This is a genomic window from Agrobacterium sp. CG674, from assembly GCF_053521645.1.
The window spans coordinates 633928-658442 of the sequence record NZ_JBNWDZ010000001.1 but is presented as its reverse complement, the minus strand read 5'-3'; the positions used below and the strand labels follow the sequence as shown (position 1 = coordinate 658442).

Sequence of the window (24515 nt, the reverse complement as noted above, 5' to 3'; positions counted from 1 at the left end):
TTCAGCCTATGCAATAGGCAGGTTTGATTTGTGTATAGGGAGCATCGAATGGCTCAGACATCCGGCCTCATGGCTGGCAAGCGCGGCCTCATCATGGGCGTCGCAAACAATCGCTCCATCGCTTGGGGCATTGCAAAGGCGTGTGCGGATGCAGGCGCTGAACTGGCTTTCACATGGCAGGGCGACGCGCTGAAGAAGCGTGTTGAACCATTGGCCCAGGAGCTTGGCGCATTTATGGCCGGCCACTGTGACGTGACCGATCTTGAAACAGTTGACGCCGTTTTTGCAAATCTTGAAGCGCACTGGGGCAAGTTCGACTTCGTCGTCCACGCGATTGCGTTTTCCGACAAGGATGAGCTGACGGGTCGGTATCTCGACACGAGCCGCGACAATTTCAACCGCACCATGGATATCTCCGTATATTCCCTGGCCGCCGTTGCAAAACGCGCCGAGCCGCTGATGAATGATGGCGGTGCGCTGCTGACGCTGACCTATTATGGCGCTGAAAAAGTCATGCCGAATTACAACGTCATGGGTGTTGCAAAAGCGGCTCTCGAGGCAAGCGTTCGCTATCTGGCCGTCGATCTCGGCAACCGTGGCATTCGCGTCAACGCAGTATCTGCTGGCCCTATCAAGACACTGGCAGCGGCTGGCATCGGCGACTTCCGCTACATTCTCAAGTGGAATGAATACAATGCGCCGCTAAAGCGCACTGTGAGCATCGAGGAAGTTGGCAAATCCGCGCTTTATCTGCTGTCTGACCTCTCAACCGGCGTGACAGGTGAAATTCACCACGTCGATTCCGGTTACCACGCGATTGGCATGAAGGCCGTCGACGCGCCTGATATTTCCGTCGTCAAGGACTGACGAACGCCGCACGTCGCGCAAAAGTGTAAGGTGCTTTCGCGCGACGTGTGCCATCAACGCCTATGGGCCGGCATTGAGGCGACGGAGCACGCGGGTGTTCCAACAGGAATAGCCCTTTGTTTGTAGTTTGAGACAGGAGCGCCGCCTTGCTGGTCTACATCATCCGTCACGGACAAACAGACTGGAATGCGACGCGCAGGATGCAAGGCCGAAAAGACATTCCGCTGAATGATCTTGGCCGGTCTCAGGCTGTTGCAAACGGCATCACGCTCTCCAGCATTCTTGGGGAAACTGCCAGCGATTTCGATTTTGTCGCCAGCCCTCTTGGCCGTACACGCGAAACCATGGAATTGGTTCGTGGCGCCATGGGCCTTGACCCTCACGCCTACCGAACCGATGAGCGACTTGTTGAAGTGTGTTTCGGTGATTGGGAAGGCCACACCCTTCCCGAACTCAAACTAACCCAGCGCGAAAAAGTCAGAGCACGCAAAGCTGCGAAGTGGGATTTCATTCCGCCCGGTGACGATGCTGAAAGCTATGAGATTCAATCCTGGAGAGTCGGGGCCTGGCTATCGTCTGTTGATCGTCAAACCGTCTGCGTCGGCCATGGCGGCGTTATCAGATCCATTTTCCGCCTTGTCACCGATATGGAAAAGCAGCTTGCCGCTGATACTGCGATACCGCAGGACAGGATTTTAAAAGTCGATACCGAAAGCCGAACTGCTGAGTGGATCGACCCGGTTCAATAATCGGCGAGACCTTTACTGGACGACCTCAAGGTCATCCACGACGCGTCTGCCATCAACTTCCGTGTAGAAAACGACAACCTTCACGCCGGCCTGCAAACCATCGAAATTGAATTCCTCGGGCACTTTATAGCTCTTGCCATCAGCCAGGGTAATGGTCAGGCCCTTCACATCGACCTTACTGATCGTCGATTCGACATCAACGCTCTGCGCCGACGCGTTGAAGGGAGCGAAAAGACCGGCGGTGGCCAAAAGTGCGGCAATCATCAAACGCATCGCTATTGCTTTCTTAAGGGTGCTGACGAGCTTCAAGTGCAACAAGATTTGCCTCCGGAATGTGGCGGAATTCGCCCACAAGCATGACATTTTCGGTATAATTGATGAACGGATTTTAACCTTTAATCAAGCCTTTAGGCAATGTTTCTTCTTGTGGAGAAATACTGTCATCGCAAATTGCTTTAAATTACCATTTCTTGATACAAGAACTATATCATCGGATTCAGACTATATTGTTTTTTCGTCTGTACAGCGGAAGAACGCGATGAATCCGAGGGATATGCAGAGTGAGTTTTTGGGCTGCGGCTGGGGACCGACTTAATGAGATAACGAAAAAGCGGGTCGCGGCGGCACTGCTTGCTCTGGCCATGGCCGGCATCATGTTCAGTGCGTTTCACCTCGTGGATCACAAAAGTGCCAGCGCTCTGCGGGACGATCTGCAAGTCCGTGCCCGCTATGCCCTTGAGCTCCTGCATGACAGCCTGGTGATGCGTCTGCACAACGACGTCGCGACGCTGACCTCTCTTGGACATTTCGCCGTCACCTCGGCTGACGCGCCGCAAAGTCTGGACAAGCTCACGGATTATCAACTGCAACAGACCGATCATTTCATCGCCATCGGTTTTGCCCGCAATTTCCAGCTCCAGAAGATTTATGCATCACGACAGGCGCAGGATTTTCCGACCGACCGCCTGAATACGATGCTGAGCGACCAGTTGGCCAAGCTGGCTGCCTTGCCAGAAAAAGATCGATTGCCCGAGACACATGTTTTTGAGGCATCGGAAGGCAGCACCATCATGATCGTCGTCACGGTGCCGCCTGTTGGCTCGGCCGCCGCTGCGCAGAACGATCTCGTCCTTGCCGTGGTCGACCGGAAAAAGCTCCTGCGGACGATTGGTTACGACACAGAGATTCCGCTCGAAGTCCATGCTGACAAAATTCGCTTTGAGATTCGCGATACTGTAACGAACGAAGTCGTGGGCCGGGCTCTGGAGCCATTGCACGAAGACCCGGTTGTCTTGCCCGTAGACCTGCCCGGTTCCAACTGGGAAATCCGCGCCACGCCCGCAACCGGTTGGGATGCGGTAAAGCCCTATTATCGCTCGCTGAGCACGATGCTCATCATCGCTGTTACATCAATGCTGCTGCCGATCATCGTTGCGGGGCTGCTTCTTTCCGAACGAAACCGCAATATCAAGACGCTTCGCCAGCGCGAAGCCAAGCTGCTGGAGCTTTCACAGCGTTTCAAGCTCGCGATGGATTCCTCGAGCATCGGCATCTGGGAAATAGAGAATGACACATCGCGCTGTTATCTGGATGAGCGTGCGGCCAGCCTTCATGGTTTTCCGATGCTGGAACAGCGCCTGCTGTTGACGGAATGGTTGACGGCGCTGGTTTCCGACGACAGGTCCAAAGCGGCTCGGTTCTTTTTCAACTGTTCCTCCGGTCAACAGACGTCTTCGGAAGTGTATAGAATCGCGCTGCCGGGCGGCGGCGTGCGTTATCTGCGCTCCGCTGGTTCAAGTTACATCAAGCCCGACGGATCACACCAGACCACAGGTATCCTTTGGGACGTCTCCGCAGACATGATCATGGCGCAGAAACTGCGCGAGGCGAAAGACACCAGCGACATCAAGAATGCCGAACTCGAACTTGCCTTGCAGGAAATTTCAAACCGGGAACATGAGCTGGAAGAGCTTTCCGGCCGCCTGAAACTGGCGTTGGAATCTTACAATTGCGGCATATGGGAATCCACAGACGACTATTCCCTGGCCATATGGAACGAGCGCATGTGCGAGCTTTACGGTCTGCCGCCAGAACCGGAAAAGCGCATAACCCGGCAAGCCTATCTCGACTGTCTTCACCCCGACGAACGGTCTCGCGCACTCGGCGATGGAAATCGGGCAGCTGACGATCCCAACCGCCTGATCATCCAGCGTATCATTTTGCCGGATGGCAGCATTCGCCACGTCAAGGTTGTCGGTCGTCTCAACACGAACAGGGATGGAACGAGAAAAATTGTCGGCATCGCCTTTGATGTGACGGCAGATGTCTTGCTCTCCGAGCAGTTGAGCACCGCCAAGGACGAGGCCGAAGCCAGAAGCGCCGAGCTTGAGGAAGCCAAAAACAGCATCGAGCACAATGCGCTGCATGACCCCCTCACCGGCCTTGCCAACCGGCGCAAGCTGGATGGCGCACTGGACGCCCTGTCATCAGGTGAGCCTAAGCAATTTGCTATCCTTCATCTCGATCTCGACCGCTTCAAGCAGATCAACGATACTCTGGGGCATGCGGCTGGTGACGCGGTTCTTGTTCATGCGGCAAACATATTGTCCAGAAACGTGCGTCAGGAAGATACCGTCGCGCGCATTGGTGGCGACGAGTTCGTCATCCTGATCTCTCCGCTGTCCGATAAGGACAGCATCAAGGCTATCGCAACCAAGATCATCGCGGCTTTCAGCCATCCCTTCGATTTCGAAGGCTTTACCTGTCGGTGTGGCGTGTCCATAGGCATCGCCTTCTCGGACGGCATTGCGGCGGATCCGCGCCGTACACTGATTAACGCCGACCTCGCGCTCTACCGTGCCAAGGCAACAGGCCGCAATCGCTATGAGTTCTTCACAGAAAACCTCCAGGCGGAAATTCTCAACCACAAGCGAACCGCTGACGAGATTCTGGCCGGACTGGAGCGTGGCGAGTTCGAGGCATGGTACCAGCCGCAATTCTGCGCCAATACGCACACATTGACCGGCGTGGAAGCATTGGTGCGCTGGCGCCACCCGGAGCGCGGCCTTCTGACGCCGGACAAGTTCCTAAAAATCGCCGAGGAGCTGAACGTCGTATCGGCAATCGACCATATCGTTTTGCAACACGCGCTTCAGGACAAGGAAATCTGGCGCATCAAGGGCATCGATGTGCCGCGCGTATCGGTCAACGTTTCGGTTCGTCGCCTGCATGACGATCACCTGATTGAAAGTCTCAAGCAACTACCGATCAAGCCGGGTGAAGTGGCATTCGAGTTGGTGGAGGCCATTTTTCTCGATGAGAACGAGGATATCGCCACCAGCAATATCGAACGCATCAAGGCAATGGGTATCGACATAGAGATCGATGATTTCGGCACCGGCCACACGTCCATCATCAGCCTTCTGCGCCTCAAGCCGAAGCGCCTGAAAATTGACCGGCAGTTGGTCATGCCCATCACAACCTCACCACAAGAGCGGTCACTTGTGCGCTCAATTGTCGATATTGCTCGTTCGCTCGGGGTGGAGACCATCGCCGAAGGTGTGGAAACACACGACCACGCTGCGCTTTTGCGGCAAATGGGCTGCGACATGCTGCAGGGCTACGCTTTTGCGAAACCGCTTCCACCAGAAGAATTCACAAAATTCGTCACCGCGGAAAAATGGAAAATGGTTTCCTGACGGCCGTAGCCGCTGGCTGCAAAGATTTGCAAACAAGCGAACCGCGCTCGCGAAAGAAAGGCTTTTGCCTTTTCATGTTTTACCCTATGAAAAGGCCGCTTCTTTCTTGAAATGCGTTCCACCCGTGGAATGCCGCTGCTTCGGTTTGATCATATGTCGCATAATACGTTCGGTTATCTTTTCCGCGTTTCCACCTGGGGCGAAAGCCATGGTCCGGCTCTTGGCTGCGTCATTGACGGCTGCCCGCCCGGCATTCGCTTCACGCTTGCCGAGGTGCAGATGTGGATGGACAAGCGCAAGCCGGGCCAGAACCGCTTCGTGACCCAGCGCCGTGAGGACGACATCGTCAAGGTTCTGTCTGGCGTGATGCTGGACGAGGATGGCGAGACGATGATTACCACGGGTACGCCCGTGTCCATGATGATCGAGAACACCGACCAGCGGTCCAAGGATTACGGCGAGATTGCCCGTAGTTTCCGCCCGGGCCACGCCGATTTTACCTATGATCTGAAATACGGCATCCGTGATTATCGCGGTGGCGGACGCTCTTCCGCCCGCGAAACCGCCGCCCGTGTTGCCGCTGGCGCGCTGGCCCGCAAGGTCGTGCCGAGCCTCACTGTTCGCGGCGCGATGGTGCAGATCGGCAAACACAAGATCAACCGTGCCAACTGGGATTGGCGCCAAGTCGACCAGAACCCGTTTTTCTGCCCGGATGCAGCAATGGTACCCGTTTGGGAAGAGTATCTGGATGGCATCCGCAAGGCCGGATCATCCATTGGCGCTGTCGTGGAAGTTGTTGCAGAGGGCGTTCCGGCAGGGATTGGCGCGCCTATCTATGCCAAGCTCGATCAGGATATCGCCTCCAACCTCATGTCGATCAATGCCGTCAAGGGCGTGGAAATCGGTGAAGGCTTTGCCTCTGCCGAATTGACGGGTGAGGAGAATGCCGACGAGATGCGCATGGGCAACGACGGGCATCCCATTTTCCTGTCCAACCATGCGGGCGGCATTCTGGGCGGCATCGCAACCGGTGAGCCCATCGTGGCACGCTTTGCCATCAAGCCGACATCATCCATTCTGACCGAGCGCCAGTCCATCGATGCCGATGGTAACAATGTCGATGTGCGCACCAAGGGTCGTCATGATCCATGTGTTGGCATCCGCGCCGTACCGATTGGCGAAGCCATGGTGGCCTGCACGGTTGCCGATCATTATCTCAGAGACCGCGGCCAGACCGGACGTTTGAAATAGGAAGCAAGCATGGCATATGATCAGAAACGTGTCGTTGAAGCCATCAGGGCTTTCGAGGCTGGCGAAATCGTTGTGGTCATGGATGACGACGACCGCGAGAACGAAGGCGATCTGATTGTCGCCGCCGTGCATTGCACACCGGAAAAAATGGCCTTCATCGTGCGCCATACATCCGGCATCGTCTGCACGCCCATGCCCCGGGATGAGGCCAAACGCCTCAACCTCAACGCCATGGTGGCGGAAAACGACAGCGCTCACACCACGGCGTTTACGGTTTCGGTAGACTTCAAACACGGCACGACGACCGGTATTTCCGCCAGTGACCGCAACGTTACGGTTCGCAATCTTGCCAATCCGAACGCAAGCGCTGCCGATTTCACCCGTCCTGGCCACATCTTCCCGCTGATCTCGCGCGAGGGCGGCGTGTTGATGCGCTCCGGCCATACGGAAGCGGCTGTCGATCTGTGCAAGCTTGCAGGCTTGCCGTTGATCGGCGTCATCAGCGAACTCGTCAATGATGACGGCACTGTCATGCGTGGCCCGCAGGTTTCGGCCTTCGCCGAGGCTCATGGCATGAAGCAGGTTTCGGTCGCAGATCTCATCGCCTATCGCCAGCGCAAGGAAACGCTGGTCGAAATGGAATCGGAATTCACGCTCGATACGCCGTTCGGCCCCGCCAAGGTGCAGACCTACTCCCTGCCTTGGGACCCTATGGAACACATGGCCGTCATCTTCGGCGATATTAGGGATGGCGTCGATATTCCGGTGCGTCTCCACCCGGAGAATGTGGCCGGCGATGTTTTCGGCAAGAAGCAGCCCGTGCAGCACTATATGGAAAAGATTGCCGCGGAAGGCCGTGGCGTCATCATCTATCTTCGTGAGGGTTCTGTCGGCGTCGGCCAGGTATCAGGCCGCAGACGATCCCGCGACCCCGATGAAGACCACGCCCAGGCACGCACGCGCGATGATGAGTGGCTGGAAATCGGCCTCGGCGCGCAAATCCTAAAGGATCTCGGCATCAGCTCCATCAAACTTCTGACGTCTAGAGAACGCCACTATGTCGGCCTTGAAGGGTTCGGAATCAGGATAAGCTCGACCGATATCGGTTGATCTGCAGCCCATTGCAGCACCCCGCACCTCAGCGGGGTGTCTTGCTTAACCCAGCCAGCCATCCAGATAGCGGACGGTTTCCACACCGGTAAACTTCGCCAACCGATTTAGCTCGGCATCCAGCTTTTCCAACCTGCCCGTTGATGCGCGCACCCCTTTTTCAAGCCACAGACGCCTCACTTCCAGCGTGCCGTTCTTGCGGTCTGCCTTCATATCGATGCGGCCAATCAGCCTGTCTCCTTCCAGCAGTGGGAAGACATAATAGCCATATTGCCGTTTCGGCTCTGGCACGAAGACTTCGATGCGATAGAAAAAACCGAACAGCCGTTCCGTGCGCGCACGATCCCGCAACAGCGGATCGAACGGGCTCAGCACCCGGATGCGCTGGGGTGGCGCCACAGCATCATCGCCCGTAAAGCCTGCGAAGGCGTAAGACGCGCGGTCCTTGCCGCCATCGGAATGGGCAAGCGTGACCTCATAGAGTTCATCGCGGTTGTTCGACACCCATTCTCTGGCTTCCTGCGGTGTGATGATGTCGAAGAATGCTGCGATCTCACCCGATGTCGCAAAGCCGAGCCGCGACAGCGCCTGACGGCAGGCCCAGTCTAAGAATTCGTCGTGGACTACTTCACGATCGTGATGTTCTGGCGGAATAACACGCTCGGCAAGATCATAGACCTTCTGGAAATTCACCCGCCCTGAGACGGCGAGCTTGCCCGTGTGCCACAGGAATTCCAGCGCGGTCTTGGATGGATGCCAGTTCCACCAGCCGCCGGACTGATGCCCCTCGGCCTTTATGTCCCGTGACATAACGGGGCCGCCTTCTGCAATACGGCGATAGGTTTCCTCGAAAGCGGAATCGAACCCCTCCCCGTGCCATTTGCGCCATCGTTCCAGAATGACAGGCTCGCGGCGGCGGAAGCGGTGTTTCCAATAGGGGTAAAACACTGTCGGAAGAATGGAAGCGTCGTGTGTCCAATGTTCGAAAAGTGATCGATCTTTTTCGAGAAGGTCCGTCAGGTGCTGACGCTTGTAGGTCTGGTTGCGGGAAAAGATGATCTGGTGATGCGCACGCTCGACCGTGGCTATGCTGTCCAGTTGGACGAAGCCGATCTCGGTGATCAGGGCCAACAGATCAGCTTTGTTCATGACGCGATCCGGCGGGGCCGACAGCCCCTGATGGGACAGAAAGATGCGTCTCGCTGCTTCGTTCGAAATCAAAATAGCCATGGCAAAAGCCTAGGGTCGCGCCGCTCGAAAATCAATGTTCTTTTTTTGTTCCTTGTTCCGTTTATCCGGGCATATGGGTATAGAACGATGCTTGGAATTTTGAGGATCTGTTTTGGATATAGGCTTTCACGATGCGGGTGTGTCCTTTGAAGGACGGGTGGCGGTGGAGCCGCTTTCGCTGCGGCTGACCGAGCGGCGCATCGGCATTATCGGGCTGAATGGCTCCGGCAAAACCACCTTTGCCCGGATGATCAACGGTCTGGCGAAACCCACCACTGGCCGTGTCAGCGTTAACGGGTTGGATACGGTGACGGATGGCCCCGCCGTCCTGCGCGATGTCGGCTTCATTTTTCAAAATCCGCAAAACCAGATCATCCTGCCCATTATACGTGACGACATCGCCTTCGGGCTCAAAAGCAGAGGCATGAACAAGGCTGCCATTGATGCGGCAGTGGACGCGACCCTGCATCGCTTCGATATTCAGCATCTTGCAAAGCGGCGGGCGCATGAGCTTTCCGGCGGGGAATTACAGCTTTGCGCTTTAGCGGCGCTGACCATTACCGGCCCGAAAATCCTCATCATGGACGAACCGACCAACCAGTTGGATCTCAGGAACCGGGCGCTGGTGGAGCGCACGATGGCTGGGCTGGAACAGGATCTCATCGTCATCACCCATGACCTGCCCTTGCTGGAGAGCTTTGATCGCGTTCTGGTGTTTCATCACGGCGGGCTCCACGCCGATGCATCACCTGCGGATGCCATCAGGCTGTACCGCGAACTGGCGCTGTCATGAAAAGCCTTCACGTAGACGGAACGGGCTGGCTTTTTAGGCTTTCGCCACGCATCAAGCTGATTGGCCTTGCCGGTTTCAGCATCTCGCTGTTTATGACGCGACAGCCGCTGCTTCTTTTGGCAGCCCTAGGCGTGGCCGCTTTCGTTCTGGCCCAGGCCGGTCTTGGCTGGCGAGAAACGGTGGCCAGACTTCGTCCGGTCTTGCTGACCATAGCCGTCATCGCGCTGGTCAGCTTTGCGCTGATTTCGCCGCTCGATGCGACGATTACCCTGCTGCGGCTCACCGCGCTGACGCTGCTCGCAACGGCGATCACGGCCAGTGTCAGCATTTCGCAGTTCATGGATGAAATCACATTTGCGCTTGCCCCTCTCGAAAAGCTGGGGCTGGCCAATGCATCGGATGTTGGGCTTGCCGTGGGCCTCGTCGTGCGTTTCGTGCCGGAAGTCATCAGCCGCTACCATACATTGCGCGACGCGCATCGGGCTCGCGGAATAGAGACCAAGCCACATTTAATTCTCGTTCCGCTTATCATTATGACGTTGAAGGACGCGGATGCGATTGCCGATGCCATTGACGCACGCGGTTTCAGAGGCCAAACCTCGTTTTCTGATTTATAAAGAGAAAGCCTGTTGAGAATGAAGACCCGTGACCTCGTTCTGATTTCGCTGTTTTCGGCAATCATCATCGCACTTGGCCTGTTGCCGCCCATTCCCCTCGGCTTCATTCCTGTGCCCATCACCGCGCAATCGCTCGGCGTCATGCTGGCGGGTGTCGTGCTGGGTGCGAAACGCGGTGCGCTTGCCGTTCTTCTCACCATTCTCATTGCTGCCATTGGCCTTCCTGTTCTGTCGGGCGGTCGCGGTGGCCTGTCGATCTTCTACACGCCGACAACCGGCTATCTGATTGGCTGGGTGTTTGCGGCACTGGTAACCGGTGCATTGGCGCAGCGGCTTGTTAACAGGGATCAGTCGGCCCTCATGCAACTCGGCGGCTTCTTTGTCGCAAGCACTGCGGGCGGCGTGGTTACGCTTTACGCCTTCGGCATCACCTATCTCGCATTCGCTACCGGCATCGGCTTCGAAAAAGCCTTCATCGGCTCGATGGCCTTCATTCCGGGCGATATCGTCAAAGCCGTGCTGGCAGCGCTCGCAGGCCGCGCCGTTATGGCCGGATATCCATTGTTGCCGCAACGCGCCTAACGCTTCCGTTAGGGCTGTTCAGGAGTCCCCGCCATGGCCACACGGCTTTACGAGCACCCGATATTCCTGGAACACATCACGCCGCAGGGGCATCCCGAACGCCCCGACCGCTTGCGCTCGCTCAACATCGCGCTTGAGCACCCCAATTTCGAGCGGCTGGAGCGCCGCCAAGCGCCTCAGGCCAATGAAGATGCCATTCTTTTGGCGCATCCGGAAAGCCATCTGATTTCGATCATGCGGCAAATTCCGGAAGAGGAAGGTGAGATCAACCGCATCGAGGCAGATACCTATGCCTCGCCGAAATCGCTACAGGCGGCGCTGACCGGCATCGGCGCGGCCATGGCGGCGGTCGATGACGTGTTTAGCGGCGCTGCCGACAACGTTTTCGTGGCAAGCCGCCCGCCGGGCCACCATGCGGAAACCGAAAAGGCCATGGGTTTCTGCCTGTTCAACAATGCTGCCATTGCTGCACGCCACGCGCAAAAAACCTATGGAGCGGAGCGTGTCGCCATCGTGGATTGGGACGTGCACCACGGCAACGGCACCCAGGATATTTTCTGGAACGACACATCCGTGCTGTTCTGCTCCACGCACCAGATGCCGCTTTACCCCTGGAGCGGTGACAAGCGCGAGACGGGCATCAAGAACAACATCGTCAACGCTCCGCTTTCGCCCAATACCGGCAGCGACCATTTCCGTGAGGCGTTCAAGTCCCGCGTTCTGCCAGCGCTGGCCGATTTCTCGCCGGATCTCATCATCATTTCCGCCGGCTTTGATGCGCATCACCGTGATCCGCTGGCGCAGATCAATCTGGTGGGCGAAGATTTTGACTGGGCGACGGGCCGAATTCTGGAGATGGCAGACAAATTTGCCTCCAACCGGGTCGTCAGCCTGCTTGAAGGTGGTTATGATCTGGAAGGGTTGGCGGAATCAGCAGCCATGCATATTTTGAGAATGATGAAGGGTTGAACATGACGGAAAATGCCAACACAGCCGATGTCAGCGGTTATTCTTTTGAAAAGGCTGTCGCCGAGCTGGAAAGCATTGTCGCCCGTCTGGAACGCGGCGATGTGGCGCTGGACGAATCCATTGCCATTTACGAGCGCGGCGAAGCCTTGAAGAAGCATTGCGAGACGCTGCTGACGGCGGCTGAAAAGCGAATCGAAAAAATCCGTCTGGATCGCGCAGGCAAGCCGGTTGGCGTGGAGCCGCTGGACGGCGAATAGGCTCCCCTCCCCAGTTCTCGGCTTCGACGGACGGCACGAAAACAGACCGTTCATTATTGATTCCTCACGAACGCCTTGAATCATGGTAAGCTATCGCCTGATCTCAGGAGATTGCCATGTCATTTTTTCCGGGAAGAGACCCGGCAGCAGGCGATGCTTTTGCCTGTGACGCCATCGAAAACCTGATTATTCCGCGCTCCAGTGATATTGGCGGGTTTGCCGTGCGGCGCGCATTACCGACGCGGGACCGTCGGCTGGTTGGCCCCTTCATCTTCTTTGACCGTATGGGCCCGGCCATTCTCAGAGCGGGCCAGGCGCTGGATGTAAAACCGCATCCGCATATCGGCCTTTCGACCGTCACTTATTTGTTTGATGGCGAAATCAAGCATCGCGATAGCCTCGGCACCGAACTGGTGATCCGCCCCGGCGATCTCAATCTGATGACAGCAGGGCGTGGCATTGTGCATTCCGAGCGAACGCCGGAAAACCTGCGCGGCCACCCCCTCTCCATGTCCGGCTTGCAAACATGGCTTGCCCTGCCCGACGGCAGTGAAGAAATCGCGCCGGATTTTTCCCATACGGGACGCGAGGCCATGCCTGTGATTGATATCAAGGGCGCGACCGGCCGGGTCGTCATTGGCGCATTCGCAGGCGCTGCATCGACGGTTAACACGTTGACCGATACGCTTTACGTCGACCTGACGCTGGATGCGGGGGTCAAGTTTCCCTTTCCAGCCGATCACGAAGAGCGGGCGATCTATATTCTCTCCGGTTCACTGGATGTGGCGGGCGATGTGTTTGCTGCCGATCAGCTTATCGTATTTCGCGCGGGCGATGATATTACGTTGAAAGGCGGCAATTATGGCTGCCACATCATGCTTTTCGGCGGCGCGGCGCTGAATTCCAAGCGCTACATCTGGTGGAATTTCGTGTCATCGTCCAAAGAACGCATCGAAAAAGCCAAGGATGAGTGGAGAACCGGTCGCTTCGACATCGTACCGGGGGATGAAGAAGAGTTTGTCCCTTTGCCGCAGGGTTGAAATTCGTTAAAACAAAATAAATCTTGCCCAAGACGGATCTACACACCATCTGAAGCGGCAGATCTACCACAAAAAAAGCGAAGGCCGAACGATTGACCGGAATGCCAGAGACACCATTGCTTGACCGTGTGAAATTCCCTTCCGATCTCAAGTCGATCGAGGATCGCGATTTGCCGCAGCTTGCGCGGGAATTGCGCGACGAGATGATCGATGCTGTCTCGACCACAGGCGGGCATCTGGGCGCAGGGCTTGGCGTGGTGGAACTGACGATTGCAATCCACAAGGTGTTCAACACGCCTGAAGACCGGCTGATCTTCGATGTCGGCCACCAATGTTACCCGCACAAGATTCTGACCGGGCGCCGCGATCGCATTCGCACGCTCCGTCAGGAGGGTGGGCTTTCCGGCTTCACGCGTCGTGCCGAAAGCGAATATGACGATTTTGGCGCGGGCCATTCCTCCACCTCGATTTCCGCTGGTCTCGGCATGGCAGTTGCCGCCGAACTTGACGGCAGCGACCGCAAAGTGATTTCCGTCATCGGCGATGGCTCCATGTCCGCAGGCATGGCTTTCGAGGCGCTGAACAATGCTGGTGCGCTGGACGCCCGGCTGATCGTGATCCTCAACGATAACGATATGTCGATTGCGCCACCAACGGGTGCGATGAGCGCCTATCTGGCGCGCCTCGCCTCTGGGCGCACCTATATGGGCTTTCGCGATCTTGGCAAGAAACTGACGGCCTATCTCGGCAAGTCGATCGACCGGGCTATTACCCGCGCAGTCACGCATGCGCGGGGCTATGTGACAGGCGGAACGCTTTTCGAAGAACTCGGCTTTTACCACATCGGCCCTATCGACGGTCATTCCTTCGAGCATCTTCTGCCCGTGCTGCGCAATGTCCGCGACAACCAGAAAGGCCCTGTGCTGATCCATGTGGTCACGCAAAAGGGCAAGGGCTATGCGCCCGCCGAAGCCGCAGCCGACAAATATCACGGCGTCAACAAGTTCGATGTCATCACCGGAACACAGGCCAAAGCCAAGCCGAATGCGCCGAGCTACACCAGCGTGTTTGCCGAAGCGCTGGTGCAGGAAGCGATGCTGGACGAGAGGATCGTTGGCGTCAGCGCCGCCATGCCGAACGGCACGGGCCTCGACAAGCTGGCCGAAATTTTTCCAAAACGAAGCTTCGATGTCGGCATCGCCGAGCAGCATGCCGTTACCTTTGCGGCGGGTCTGGCTGCTGATGGCTACAAACCGTTTTGCGCGCTTTACTCCACCTTTCTGCAACGCGGTTACGACCAGCTGGTGCATGATGTGGCGATACAGTCCTTGCCGGTGCGCTTTCCGATAGACCGCGCTGGTTTCGTCGGCGCGGATGGACCAACCCACTCAGGCTCGTTTGACACGACATTTCTTGCCACCCTGCCCGGCATGGTCGTTATGGCGGCTGCGGATGAAGCGGAACTGAAGCATATGGTGCGCACTGCTGCTGCCTATGATGAAGGTCCGATTTCCTTCCGCTATCCGCGCGGTGAAGGTGTCGGTATCGAAATGCCAGCGCGCGGCGAAATTCTTGCCATTGGCAAGGGCCGGGTCATCAAGGAAGGCAGCAAGGTCGCCCTGCTCTCTTTCGGTACACGCCTTGCAGAATGTCTGGCCGCAGCGGAAGATCTGGATGCTGCTGGCCTCTCCACCACGGTTGCGGATGCCCGTTTTGCCAAGCCGCTGGACATTGATCTTATTCGCCAGCTTGCCAGCCACCATGAGGTGCTGATTACCATCGAAGAAGGTGCCGCAGGTGGATTTGGGGCTCATGTGCTGCATTTCATGGCCAGCGCGGGACTTCTGGACACGGGCCTCAAGGTTCGCACACTGACCCTGCCCGACCAATGGGTCGAGCAGGCGAAACCGGAGGTGATGTATGCCAATGCCGGACTCGACCGGGCGGGCATCGTTTCCACCGTTTTTGATGCCCTCGGCCAGAAACGCGTGGGTCTCGGCGTGGCCTGAACCATCGGTTCACCCATAAAGTGCGACATTGCCTTCACACTTCATAAAAAAAACCGCCGGATCGCTCCGGCGGGTTTTGCATGTCAGCCTGTGTCTGTTTCTCAGAACTCTTCCCAATCCTGCGCTGCAGGTTTGGAAGTGGTATCGGCGCTGGGCGCGAAGGCTTTTGCAAGGCTTTGGCCAAGCGCACGGGCTGGAGACGCGACCGGGCGGGCGGTTGGCTTTGCGATCTTTGCGGCAGGGCGCGGCGTCGCGGAATAGGTTGGCTTAGGCGCTGGCGCGGATGGCGAACGCTGCGCCTTTTCGGGAGCGGGCGTAAAGCTCTGTGCCGGGCGCGCGCCATTACCCAGATTGAACTGAGCAATGAGGTCATTCAGGGCTTCGGCTTCGCGCGCAAGTGTGTGGCTGGCTGCGGTCTGCTCTTCCACCATGGCAGCGTTCTTCTGCGTGCCCTGATCCATCGTGTTGACGGCGGTGTTGATCTCTTGCAGGCCAGTTGACTGTTCACGGGAAGCGGTGACGATGGTGCTGACGTGAGCGTTGATTTCCTCGACCTCGGCGATGATGAGCTCCAGCGCCTTGCCGGTCTCGCCAACGAGGTTCACACCATTCTCAACCTGCTGGCTGGATGCGCCGATCAACGCCTTGATTTCCTTGGCTGCATTGGCAGAACGCTGTGCCAGCTCACGCACTTCCTGCGCAACAACGGCAAAGCCCTTGCCTGCTTCACCCGCACGCGCAGCTTCCACACCGGCATTCAGTGCCAGAAGGTTGGTCTGGAAGGCAATATCATCGATGACGCCAATGATGTTGGTAATTTCACCGGATGACTTCTCGATGGCCTGCATGGCGGACACTGCATTGCGAACGACAGTGCCGGACTTTTCTGCGCCGGAGCGTGCACGCTGCACCAGGGCGCTTGCCTCTTCGGCACCCTTGGCACTGTCCTTTACGGTTGTGGTGATTTCTTCAAGCGCTGCGGCCGTCTGTTCGATGGATGCAGCCTGCTGCTCAGTGCGGCGCGAGAGGTCATCGGCCGACGAGAGCATCTCGGACGCACCGGCATTGATTGCAGACGCGTTTTCTCCGACCTTGCGCAATGCCGCCTGAAGCTTTTCCAGCGAGTTGTTGAAGTTCACGCGCAAGGGTTCAATAACCTCTGCGAACGGTGTGTCGATCCGGTAAACCAGATTTCCATCGGACAAGGCCTCCAGGCCCTTCGCGAGTTCATCCCGTGCGAAGGCTTGCTCTGCCTCCATCCGTGACTTTTCGAGTTCGTCGCGGCGACGGTCAGCCTCTGTCGCTGCCCGCATTCTGTCACTTTCACCCGAAAGGCGAGATTTCTCGATACCGGCGTCCTTGAAGACCAGTACGGCCTGCGCCATCTTGCCCACTTCATCGCGACGGTCGAGTGCGGGAACATCAACGGTCATGTCACCGCCAGCAAGGCGGCCCATGGCATTTGTCATACCTACAATCGGCGAAACGATTGCGCGTGACAGGGCCCAGATCAAAAGAACGGCAACGACGCCAGCCGCTGCACCACCGCCCAGAAGGGCAAGACGGAGATTATCATGGGCACCAGCCTGAGCCTCTATCTGGCCTTGGGAAGCAACTGACAGCTCTGACTTGATTTTGGCTGCAGCAGCGCGGAAACCATCCAGCTGCCCTTTACCCTTGCTGCGTCCAATCTCGATCACTTCCGCAATCGAGGCCTCGGTGTTCTTGCGGGCCGCCATCTGGGGCTCGATCAGTTGCGTGAAGAACACAGTTGCCGCCGTCTGCATGTCATCGATGGACTTCAGAACATCTGGCTGATCAGCGGCAAGGGCGCGCGCCTCATCCAGTTTTTGCAACATCAAAGCCCGCTGGGCAAACACGTCATTATATGTGCTATCGCTCCGAAACAGGATGTAACCGCGCTGATTGACCGCTTGCTCCAGCATCGCAGCCAAAGCACTATCAACGGTCGAAATGATCTTGCTGGTATTGGTTTGCTCGTATGAAATGCGCTTGGCTTCAAGGGTCTGCCAAAAGACGGCAGCTGTTGCGACGAGGCAAACTGCCATCAGTGCAATGAAGGTTGCAACAAGCTTCAGGATAATAGGTAAATTCTTTAAAGACATAGCGAAATCTTTCGACACATCAGATGTGACCGAAGGCCAAACGGCCACTGGCATCACGTCGTTTAATTCTGGGAGGGCCATCATGGCAGAAATATCGGGCCGGAACTCAGCTTCGCGCCACCATTGCATCAAGCCGTTTATTTTCGCTTAAACGACAATTGCCACCCGGCGGCCAAACCGGTGTGTCCCTCACCGTCGCGGCATCACAAAACGCTTGCTTTCCGGGCTTTTGACAGTCATTGAACGGCTATGTCTCATTCATCTGAAAATCACCGACTGGACCAGCTTCTAGTCTCACGCGGTCTGTTCGCCAGCCGCTCTCGCGCCCGGGACGCCGTCGCGCGCGGAACCGTGCGCGTCAACGGCAAGGTCGTGACCAAGCCAAGCCTGACATTTCCTGGAAATGTCGTCTTCGAGATCAGCGATCCTGCTCAGGATTATGTCTCACGCGGCGCCCTCAAGCTGGTTGCGGCACTGGATCATTTCCAGCTCGACCCACGCAATCTCGAATGTCTTGACGTCGGAGCGTCGACGGGCGGCTTCACCGAGGTTCTTCTAAAACGCGGTGCTTCCCACGTCACGTCTATCGATGTCGGCCATGGCCAGATCCACCCGCGCATCGAAAACGACAGACGCGTGACCAGCATCGAGGGTTTCAACGCACGTTTCCTGACCAGCGATGATATCGACAACCGTCCGATCAGCTTCATCGTTTCGGATGTGTCTTTCATCTCGCTCAAGCTGGCGCTGGCACCAGCGCTGGAACTGGCTGAGCCGGGTGCGCTTGCCGTTCTTCTGGTCAAGCCGCAGTTTGAAGCAGGGCGTGATGCCATCAGCAAGGCCGGTCTTCTGAAAGAACCTGAAACGGCACCTGCCGTTGCCGCAGAGCTTGAACGCTGGCTGGTGGAAGATATGGGCTGGGTCAGCCTTGGCCTTATTCCCTCCCCCATTGCCGGTGGCGATGGAAATGAGGAATATCTTCTCGGAGGCCGCAAGCCATGACAACCCAGACAGTAACAATCCAGAGCCTGGGAGCACAGGGTGACGGCATCGTGCATGGTTCAGATGGACCGATCTACGTTCCATTTGCTCTGCCGGGCGAAACGGTAGCGATTGCCCGCGTCAAGGATCAGGGCATGGTCATGTCCATCACCACGCCAGCACCCGAGCGGCGAGAACCCGCCTGTCGCCACTTCGGGCCGGATGGGAAGAACGGCACCTGCGGCGGCTGCTCGCTGCAACATTTGGCAGATGAGCCCTATCACGTGTTCAAGCGCAGCCTCGTGGTCGCGGCATTGAAGTCCAAGGGGCTGGATGTGCCGGTGGAAACGCTGGTGCACTGTCGTCCGGGCGAGAGACGCCGTGTCGTCTTTACCGCCCGAAAGACAGAAAAAGGCATGCTTCTGGGTTTCAGCCAGGCCAACAGCCACCATATCGTCGCTATCGAGGAATGTCCCGTCAGCTCGGATGGCATCGTCTCGCGCCTCGATGCTATCCGAGCCATCAGCCTGCCGCTCGCATCCAATGCGGAGCCCTTCCGGATCGCCGTGATGGAAACACTGTCCGGGCTAGATATTGCGTTTGAGGGCATCAAGTCAGCCAATGACAAGCAGCGCCGGGCGGTCACCGAAACCGTACTCTCCATGCGTGGCATCTCGCGTGTGTCGCTCTCGGGTGAAATTCTGATCGAGCCGCAAAAGCCGATGATCGATTTCGATGGTATTTCCATCACTCCGCCATCCGGCGGCTTTGCACAGGCTACCCGGCAGGCGGAAGACGCAATGGCGGCGCTGGTGTTGGAGCATGTGGGCAAATCCAAACGCATTGCCGATCTGTTTTGCGGCTCCGGCACGTTTGCGCTTCGCCTTGCGCGTCTGGGCAAGGTGCATGCAGTCGAAGCCGAGGAAAAGGCGCTGAAGGCGCTGGATCTTGCGGCCCGCAATACGCAGGGCCTGAAGCCCGTGACGATTGAAAAGCGCGACCTGTTCCGCCACGCACTGACCGCCAAGGAACTGAAAAACTACGACGCGGTGGTTTTCGATCCACCACGTGCAGGGGCGGAAGCCCAGTGCAAGGAACTGGCGCGCAGCACCGTCAAGAAGATTGTCGCCGTGAGCTGCAATCCGCTGTCGCTGGCGCGGGATCTCGCCATTCTGGTCGAGGGTGGATACCGCATCACCAAGGTCACGCCTGTGGACCAGTTCTTGTGGTCGCCGCATGTGGAAGCGGTCGCAACGCTCGAAAAATAGGCCTTACCAGGCCGTATCGATATTGCCGCTGCCAACCACGCCGTTGCAGCGGCAACGTCCGCCCACGCGGCCCTGCTGAACGGGGCAGACGTAAGGGCGGGAGCGATTGGCGCTATCTGGTGGCGTCACAACGCAGACGAAGCGCTGATAGCGGCGGTCGGAATTGTTATTTCGATCAGGCCGCCTGGATTGGCTGTTATAATTCTGGACCTCGATCACATCGCTCTGGTGCGCCTGGGGCATCTGCAATGGCAGAACGCTTGCCGCTTGCGCAACGCTGGAGAGGGACATAAGGGCGAGCGTGGCGAGCACGATAGGGCGCATGTTACAGGCTTTCTTGAAAGACAGGCAGTTTTGCGCAAAGACTAAACTGCCTTTGCCAGCAATTCCATAAGACCCGTCTATTTTCAACGTCCACGCTTAACGGCGCATGAATGCCTCAAAGGCGGCTCTGGCTTCCGCACTTTGCAATTGTGCTGCAAAATGCACGATCTCGGCATCGATGCGCGCGCGTACCTCGGCCACGTCTCCACGGAGCAAATCCCGGGCAATTTTCAATGCCTGGGGCGGTTTTGCCGCGAGCGACGACGCGATCTTCAGCGTCTCGCTCTCGACTTCAGCCTCGGGAACCACTTTCCAGATCAACCCTGCGGCAAGCGCCTGTTCCGCAGAAAAGCTCTCACCCGCAGCCAGCATCGCAAAGGCGCGCTGATGCCCCATGATGCGCGGCACGAGCAGACTGGACGCAGCCTCCGGCACCAGTGCGAGATCCACAAAAGGCGTTTTGAAGAGGCTGCGGCTGGACGCGACGGTCAAATCGCAATGCAAATGCAGCGTCGTTCCGATGCCGATGGCAAGGCCATCGACGCCCGAGACGATGGGTTTCTGGACGCCGACCAAGGCGTGCAGAAAATCTGCAGCCGCCAATCGCCCCTTGCCGCCGGACATGGCGAAAGCCATGAAATCGGCCATGTCGTTTCCGGCCGAAAAACAGCCGCTGGAGCCGAGAAAAGCGATGGCGCGAATATTGGCATCCTCATCCGCCGCCTGCAAGGCATCGATCATGGTGCGGTACATCGCATCCGTGATCGCATTTTTCTTCTCCGGGCGATTGAAGCGAATGACCTGCACGCCGGGTGCGGCCTGCGGACGTTCAACGAGAATAGGATCGACAGCCACGGACAGCACTCCTTAACCCAGCACGGTGCGCGCGGCTTCAAGGCTCGCGGCACCAGAGATCACGCGGTCCTTCAAGGCAGATGTTTCCGCCAGCAGGTTTTCAGCGGTGAAGCGGCATAGGGCAACACGCTTTGCCCCCTGCCCGTCATCAACAGACACCAGCGCACCCTTGGCCAGATATGCACCTGTCAGCGCCAAGCCGAACAGACGCTGGTAAGGCGTGGCACCGGCCAGAACAGCCGCTGCTTCACCCTTGGCCAGCGTAGCGAGCAGCCACTCCGTTGCCTCTTCAAGATCGGCAATGCTCTGGTCGAGATAGCGGGCTGTTTCACCAAGCTCAGGATTGTTGGCTGCGCGCACGGCCTGTGCCTGCTCTTTCAGTTCCGCAATGAAGCCACGCATGTGGCTGCCTTCGGAGAGCGGCAATTTGCGCATGACCAGATCGATGGCCTGAATGCCGTTTGTGCCTTCATAGATCGGGGCGATGCGGGCATCGCGCAGATAGCGGGCAGCACCGGTTTCCTCAATAAAGCCCATGCCGCCATGCACCTGTATGCCAAGTGATGCGACGTCTACCCCGGCATCGGTGGAAAAGGATTTTGCAATCGGCGTCAGAAGGGCAGCGCGCTCCTGCCAGAATTTTCGCTCAGCTGGTTCGGTCCGGGCGTGGCTCATGTCTGTGGCATGGGCGCAGGAAAAGGAGATGGCACGCGACCCTTGCGTCAGCGCCTTCATCGTCAAAAGTGTTCTGGCAATATCGGGGTGCTCGATGATGGGGCTCATGCCGGTTGCTTTGGTGCCGGGAGCCTTGCCCTGCGTGCGCTCCTTCGCATAGGCGATGGCTTTTTGCGTGGCCGCCTCGCAGATGGCAACGCCCTGCATGCCGACGGCCAGACGCGCATTGTTCATCATGGTGAACATGCAGGCCAAGCCCTTGTTTTCTTCACCGACGATCCAGCCGATAGCACCTTTTTCAGCACCATAGCGTCCGTCACCAAAGATCATCGTGCAGGTTGGAGAGCCGTGAATGCCGAGCTTGTGCTCCAGCGCATGGCAGAAGAGGTCGTTGCGTTCGCCGGGATTTCCAGCCGCATCGGGAAGGAACTTCGGCACCAGAAACAGGGAAATGCCGCGTGTGCCGGGAGGGGCATCCGGCAGGCGGGCCAGAACCAGATGGATGATGTTTTCGGCAGCGTCGTGCTCGCCCCAGGTAATATATATTTTTTGGCCGAAGATACGGTAGCTTCCGTCATCGGCGCGTTCTGCCCGGCTCTTCAAGGCGGCGAGATCAGATCCGGCATGCGGTTCGGTCAGGTTCATCGTGCCGGTCCAGATGCCGGACACCAGCTTTTCGAGATAGGTCGCCTTGAGTTCGCTGCTGCCATGGGCCGCAATGGCTTCTACCGCACCCATGGTGAGCGTGGGGCATAGCGCCAAGGCCATGGAACCGGAGTTCCACATTTCAAGCGCGGCGACATTCAGAAGATGCGGCAGCGCCTGCCCGCCAAACTCTTCAGGCGCGGTCAGGCCGTTCCAGCCACCTTCCGCCCAACGGCGGTACAGATCGGCCCAGCCATCGGGCGTGCGCACCGCGCCATCCACGAGCTTTGAACCTTGCTTGTCGCCAATATCGCCAAGAGGTGCGACCTCATCGGAGGCAAAGCGACCCGCCTCATGGAGAATGGCATCGACCGTGTCTTCGTCGAGATCGCCAAACGCGCCCTCGTCAAGCGCGGCCTTGAGACCCGCCACATGTTTCAGCGTAAAAGCGATATCGTCTACCGGTGCGATATACATCCTGCCTCCTCCCGAAGCGTCAGCTTGCAATGCGATAGCCTTTGGGGCTAATTGATTTTTACGTAAACGTCAATTTGAAAAATCTGAGAGGTGTTCAACTTCTCGCTCTCAGCCAAAATCGGCGCTTGTCTGGCCCGCGGCAATGATAGCCGTAATCAAACCTTCGCAAAACTCTGGTCTGCATGATATGTCGCACAAGCGGATTGCGCTCCGCTGTCCGCCCGCGATCGCGTTTCAGGATTTACGACCATGGACATTCCCCATCCAGCCATACCCGGTCTCGTCTGGGCCTATCGCTTCAGCCCCAGCGCGCAGACCTGCACGCGATTGCCACCGGATGTCGCCTTTAGCGAGTTGCAAACCGAAGACGGGTTCTTCTGGCTTCACCTCAACCTTGCCGACTCACGCGTCACGGGCTTTCTGGAAACCCTGGAGGGCCTTGATGAGAGCATGAAGGCGAGCCTGACCACCCATGAAACGCATCCTTCCATCGTGGTGGTTGATGGCGCGCTGCATGGAACGCTGGTGGATTTCCAGCGCGAATTCGATCAGGAAACACGCGACATCGGCTGGCTGCATTTTGCGCTGGGCGAACGCTTCATCATCACCACGCGGCTTCAGCCATTGCGTTCAGTGGACAGGCTGCGCGCCGCGATCGACAAGAACCCGAAACGGTACTCCACGCCATCACACGTATTTGAGGGACTGGTTGCCGAGTTTCAGCGCAGCCTGATCGCCCTCATCATGGAAACGACGGAAGAGCTGAATTCCATCGAGGACATTGTCTACGACTCCACGCCACGGGATGAACGGCGAAGGCTTGCGCCCGTGCGCCGTACTGTCGTGCGCCTTCACCGGCATCTGCGCACGGTGCTGACCCTCATGCGCAGGGCCTCGGCGGCAGATGAAGACGAAATGCCACCCGGTTTCGAGGATATTGCCGCACGGCTGACAGGCCGGTTGGAGGCCATCGATCATGATGTCTATGCCTTGCAGGAACGGGCCAGGCTTTTGCATGAAGAAGTCGATTCGAAGCTTTCGTCAGAAACCAACCGCCATCTCTATATTCTCTCGCTCATGACAGCGTTTCTCTTGCCACCGACGCTGGTCACCGGCTTTTTCGGCATGAACACATCAGCCCTGCCCTTCACCGAGGGCGCAAGCGGCACATTCTACGCGGCCAGCTTTATTGTCGCATCCATTTTGCTGGCATGGGTGCTGATACGCCGCGTGGGAATTCTATAAATGCAAAACGCCGCCCCGAGGCATCGGAGCGGCGCTTTCAAGATCGGCACTGTCAGCAATCAGCCGTAAGGCGAATAGCAGGTCTGACGTGGGCCGTTATAGGGCTGGAACGTGTTGCTACCTGCATCATAGGAGCGATAGCGACCGAAGCACCAGTTCACATGGCTCTGGCTGACGCCAGCAGCGCGCGGGACGGGGCGGTAAACCGGACGTGGACGATACTCAGGCACTGGACGGTAGACTTCGCGAGGCTGTGCGAGAGCACCGCCAATAATGGCACCGGCGCCGAACGCTGCCAGCGGGAACCAGTATCCGTTGTGATGACGATAGCCCGGGCGATATTCGCGGTAGCCGCGGTGACCGCGGTAGTAGCCGCCGCCATAATCGCGTCGGTATCCACGGTCACGCCAGTACTGAACGTTGACAACGCCGTCATCGGCCTTTTCCACGGCTGGTGGAGCAACCTTGATTGGCATGGCCTGCGCGGGAACGATTGAACCCGTGACAGCCAGAACAGAGAAGCCTACGGCCCAAGCTGTTTTCATATAATTCTGCATCTGATTTCCTCCATCCACGACCGGTTACTCTGCCGGTGCATTGTGAACAACGATGTTTTTTCTTGGTCTTCTCACCCGCGCTGCGGGCTAATTTTATATGTTACTCAACTTATAAATACTTAGCTGAACCCAGCATTAACAGCACGTTCACAGTCAATTGATGGGCTCTCAATAGATAAAATGCGAAAGG

Annotated in this window: 22 protein-coding genes; 15 read left to right on the top strand and 7 right to left on the bottom strand. The window is 57.6% G+C overall.

Features of this window, described 5'->3' with window-relative positions:
* The first annotated feature begins 48 nt into the window (after positions 1-48).
* Positions 49-867 carry an enoyl-ACP reductase FabI gene (gene fabI / locus ACQZ51_RS03135; protein ID WP_042618164.1) on the top strand — a complete coding sequence of 273 codons (819 nt, stop codon included), beginning with the start codon at positions 49-51 and terminating at the stop codon, positions 865-867.
* A 146-nt stretch (positions 868-1013) separates the two neighbouring features.
* Positions 1014-1616, top strand: coding sequence for a histidine phosphatase family protein (locus ACQZ51_RS03130; protein ID WP_448775117.1), 603 nt, complete (start codon positions 1014-1016; stop codon positions 1614-1616).
* A 12-nt stretch (positions 1617-1628) separates the two neighbouring features.
* Here the strand turns inward: ACQZ51_RS03130 and ACQZ51_RS03125 are convergent, their stop codons facing one another.
* Positions 1629-1889, bottom strand: a complete 261-nt coding sequence (locus tag ACQZ51_RS03125; protein WP_042618162.1) for a DUF1344 domain-containing protein — start codon at positions 1887-1889, stop codon at positions 1629-1631.
* A 287-nt stretch (positions 1890-2176) separates the two neighbouring features.
* On the opposite strand from ACQZ51_RS03125, the gene ACQZ51_RS03120 reads away from it, so the two are divergent.
* From ACQZ51_RS03120 to ribB, 3 genes are all read left to right on the top strand, one after another.
* Positions 2177-5314: an EAL domain-containing protein gene (locus ACQZ51_RS03120; RefSeq protein ID WP_448775116.1), complete on the top strand. Its 3138-nt coding sequence runs from the start codon at positions 2177-2179 to the stop codon at positions 5312-5314.
* A gap of 153 nt (positions 5315-5467) precedes the next feature.
* A complete protein-coding gene (gene aroC, locus ACQZ51_RS03115) occupies positions 5468-6565 on the top strand; it encodes a chorismate synthase (protein WP_448775114.1) in 1098 nt (365 codons plus the stop codon).
* A gap of 9 nt (positions 6566-6574) precedes the next feature.
* Positions 6575-7675 carry a 3,4-dihydroxy-2-butanone-4-phosphate synthase gene (ribB, locus tag ACQZ51_RS03110; RefSeq protein WP_042618160.1) on the top strand — a complete coding sequence of 367 codons (1101 nt, stop codon included), beginning with the start codon at positions 6575-6577 and terminating at the stop codon, positions 7673-7675.
* A 45-nt stretch (positions 7676-7720) separates the two neighbouring features.
* On the opposite strand, the gene ACQZ51_RS03105 is transcribed toward ribB, so the two are convergent.
* Positions 7721-8905, bottom strand: a complete 1185-nt coding sequence (locus ACQZ51_RS03105) for a winged helix-turn-helix domain-containing protein (protein ID WP_448775113.1) — start codon at positions 8903-8905, stop codon at positions 7721-7723.
* Positions 8906-9017: 112 nt separating this feature from the next.
* On the opposite strand from ACQZ51_RS03105, the gene ACQZ51_RS03100 reads away from it, so the two are divergent.
* From ACQZ51_RS03100 to dxs, 7 genes are all read left to right on the top strand, one after another.
* Positions 9018-9698 carry an energy-coupling factor ABC transporter ATP-binding protein gene (locus ACQZ51_RS03100; protein WP_448775112.1) on the top strand — a complete coding sequence of 227 codons (681 nt, stop codon included), beginning with the start codon at positions 9018-9020 and terminating at the stop codon, positions 9696-9698.
* The gene (locus ACQZ51_RS03095; protein ID WP_448775110.1) at positions 9695-10315 is read left to right on the top strand and encodes a CbiQ family ECF transporter T component; all 621 of its coding nucleotides are present in this window, start codon (positions 9695-9697) and stop codon (positions 10313-10315) included. Before ACQZ51_RS03100 ends, ACQZ51_RS03095 begins: the two co-directional genes overlap by 4 nt.
* An 18-nt stretch (positions 10316-10333) precedes the next feature.
* Positions 10334-10897 (top strand): biotin transporter BioY, encoded by a 564-nt coding sequence (locus ACQZ51_RS03090; protein WP_448775750.1) that lies wholly within the window; start codon positions 10334-10336, stop codon positions 10895-10897.
* Positions 10898-10930: 33 nt separating this feature from the next.
* Positions 10931-11866 carry a histone deacetylase family protein gene (locus tag ACQZ51_RS03085; protein WP_448775109.1) on the top strand — a complete coding sequence of 312 codons (936 nt, stop codon included), beginning with the start codon at positions 10931-10933 and terminating at the stop codon, positions 11864-11866.
* Positions 11867-11868: 2 nt separating this feature from the next.
* Complete coding sequence (locus tag ACQZ51_RS03080; RefSeq protein ID WP_042618153.1) at positions 11869-12123, top strand: exodeoxyribonuclease VII small subunit; 255 nt, start codon at positions 11869-11871, stop codon at positions 12121-12123.
* 116 nt (positions 12124-12239) lie between these two features.
* The gene (locus tag ACQZ51_RS03075; protein ID WP_448775107.1) at positions 12240-13163 is read left to right on the top strand and encodes a pirin family protein; all 924 of its coding nucleotides are present in this window, start codon (positions 12240-12242) and stop codon (positions 13161-13163) included.
* A gap of 92 nt (positions 13164-13255) precedes the next feature.
* A complete protein-coding gene (gene dxs / locus ACQZ51_RS03070) occupies positions 13256-15172 on the top strand; it encodes a 1-deoxy-D-xylulose-5-phosphate synthase (protein ID WP_448775106.1) in 1917 nt (638 codons plus the stop codon).
* Between the two features lie 101 nt (positions 15173-15273).
* Here the strand turns inward: dxs and ACQZ51_RS03065 are convergent, their stop codons facing one another.
* Positions 15274-17298, bottom strand: a complete 2025-nt coding sequence (locus tag ACQZ51_RS03065) for a methyl-accepting chemotaxis protein (RefSeq protein WP_448775104.1) — start codon at positions 17296-17298, stop codon at positions 15274-15276.
* A 249-nt stretch (positions 17299-17547) separates the two neighbouring features.
* Between ACQZ51_RS03065 and ACQZ51_RS03060 the strand changes: the two genes are divergently transcribed.
* Entirely contained in the window at positions 17548-18300 is a 753-nt protein-coding gene (locus ACQZ51_RS03060) for a TlyA family RNA methyltransferase (protein ID WP_042618426.1), read from the top strand.
* On the top strand, positions 18297-19547 hold the full coding sequence (locus ACQZ51_RS03055) for a class I SAM-dependent RNA methyltransferase (protein WP_448775103.1): 1251 nt from the start codon (positions 18297-18299) through the stop codon (positions 19545-19547). The genes ACQZ51_RS03060 and ACQZ51_RS03055 overlap by 4 nt, the downstream gene beginning before the upstream one ends.
* Positions 19548-19550: 3 nt before the next feature.
* Here ACQZ51_RS03055 and ACQZ51_RS03050 read toward each other — a convergent pair whose 3' ends face one another.
* The 3 genes from ACQZ51_RS03050 to ACQZ51_RS03040 form a co-directional block, all read right to left on the bottom strand.
* Complete coding sequence (locus tag ACQZ51_RS03050) at positions 19551-19871, bottom strand: hypothetical protein (RefSeq protein ID WP_448775101.1); 321 nt, start codon at positions 19869-19871, stop codon at positions 19551-19553.
* A 96-nt stretch (positions 19872-19967) separates the two neighbouring features.
* Entirely contained in the window at positions 19968-20726 is a 759-nt protein-coding gene (locus tag ACQZ51_RS03045; RefSeq protein WP_448775099.1) for a crotonase/enoyl-CoA hydratase family protein, read from the bottom strand.
* A gap of 12 nt (positions 20727-20738) precedes the next feature.
* Positions 20739-22523, bottom strand: coding sequence for an acyl-CoA dehydrogenase (locus tag ACQZ51_RS03040; RefSeq protein WP_448775097.1), 1785 nt, complete (start codon positions 22521-22523; stop codon positions 20739-20741).
* Positions 22524-22772: 249 nt separating this feature from the next.
* On the opposite strand from ACQZ51_RS03040, the gene ACQZ51_RS03035 reads away from it, so the two are divergent.
* Positions 22773-23768: a transporter gene (locus tag ACQZ51_RS03035; RefSeq protein ID WP_448775096.1), complete on the top strand. Its 996-nt coding sequence runs from the start codon at positions 22773-22775 to the stop codon at positions 23766-23768.
* A gap of 59 nt (positions 23769-23827) precedes the next feature.
* Here ACQZ51_RS03035 and ACQZ51_RS03030 read toward each other — a convergent pair whose 3' ends face one another.
* Positions 23828-24325 carry a BA14K family protein gene (locus tag ACQZ51_RS03030; protein ID WP_448775094.1) on the bottom strand — a complete coding sequence of 166 codons (498 nt, stop codon included), beginning with the start codon at positions 24323-24325 and terminating at the stop codon, positions 23828-23830.
* Positions 24326-24515 lie beyond the last annotated feature (190 nt).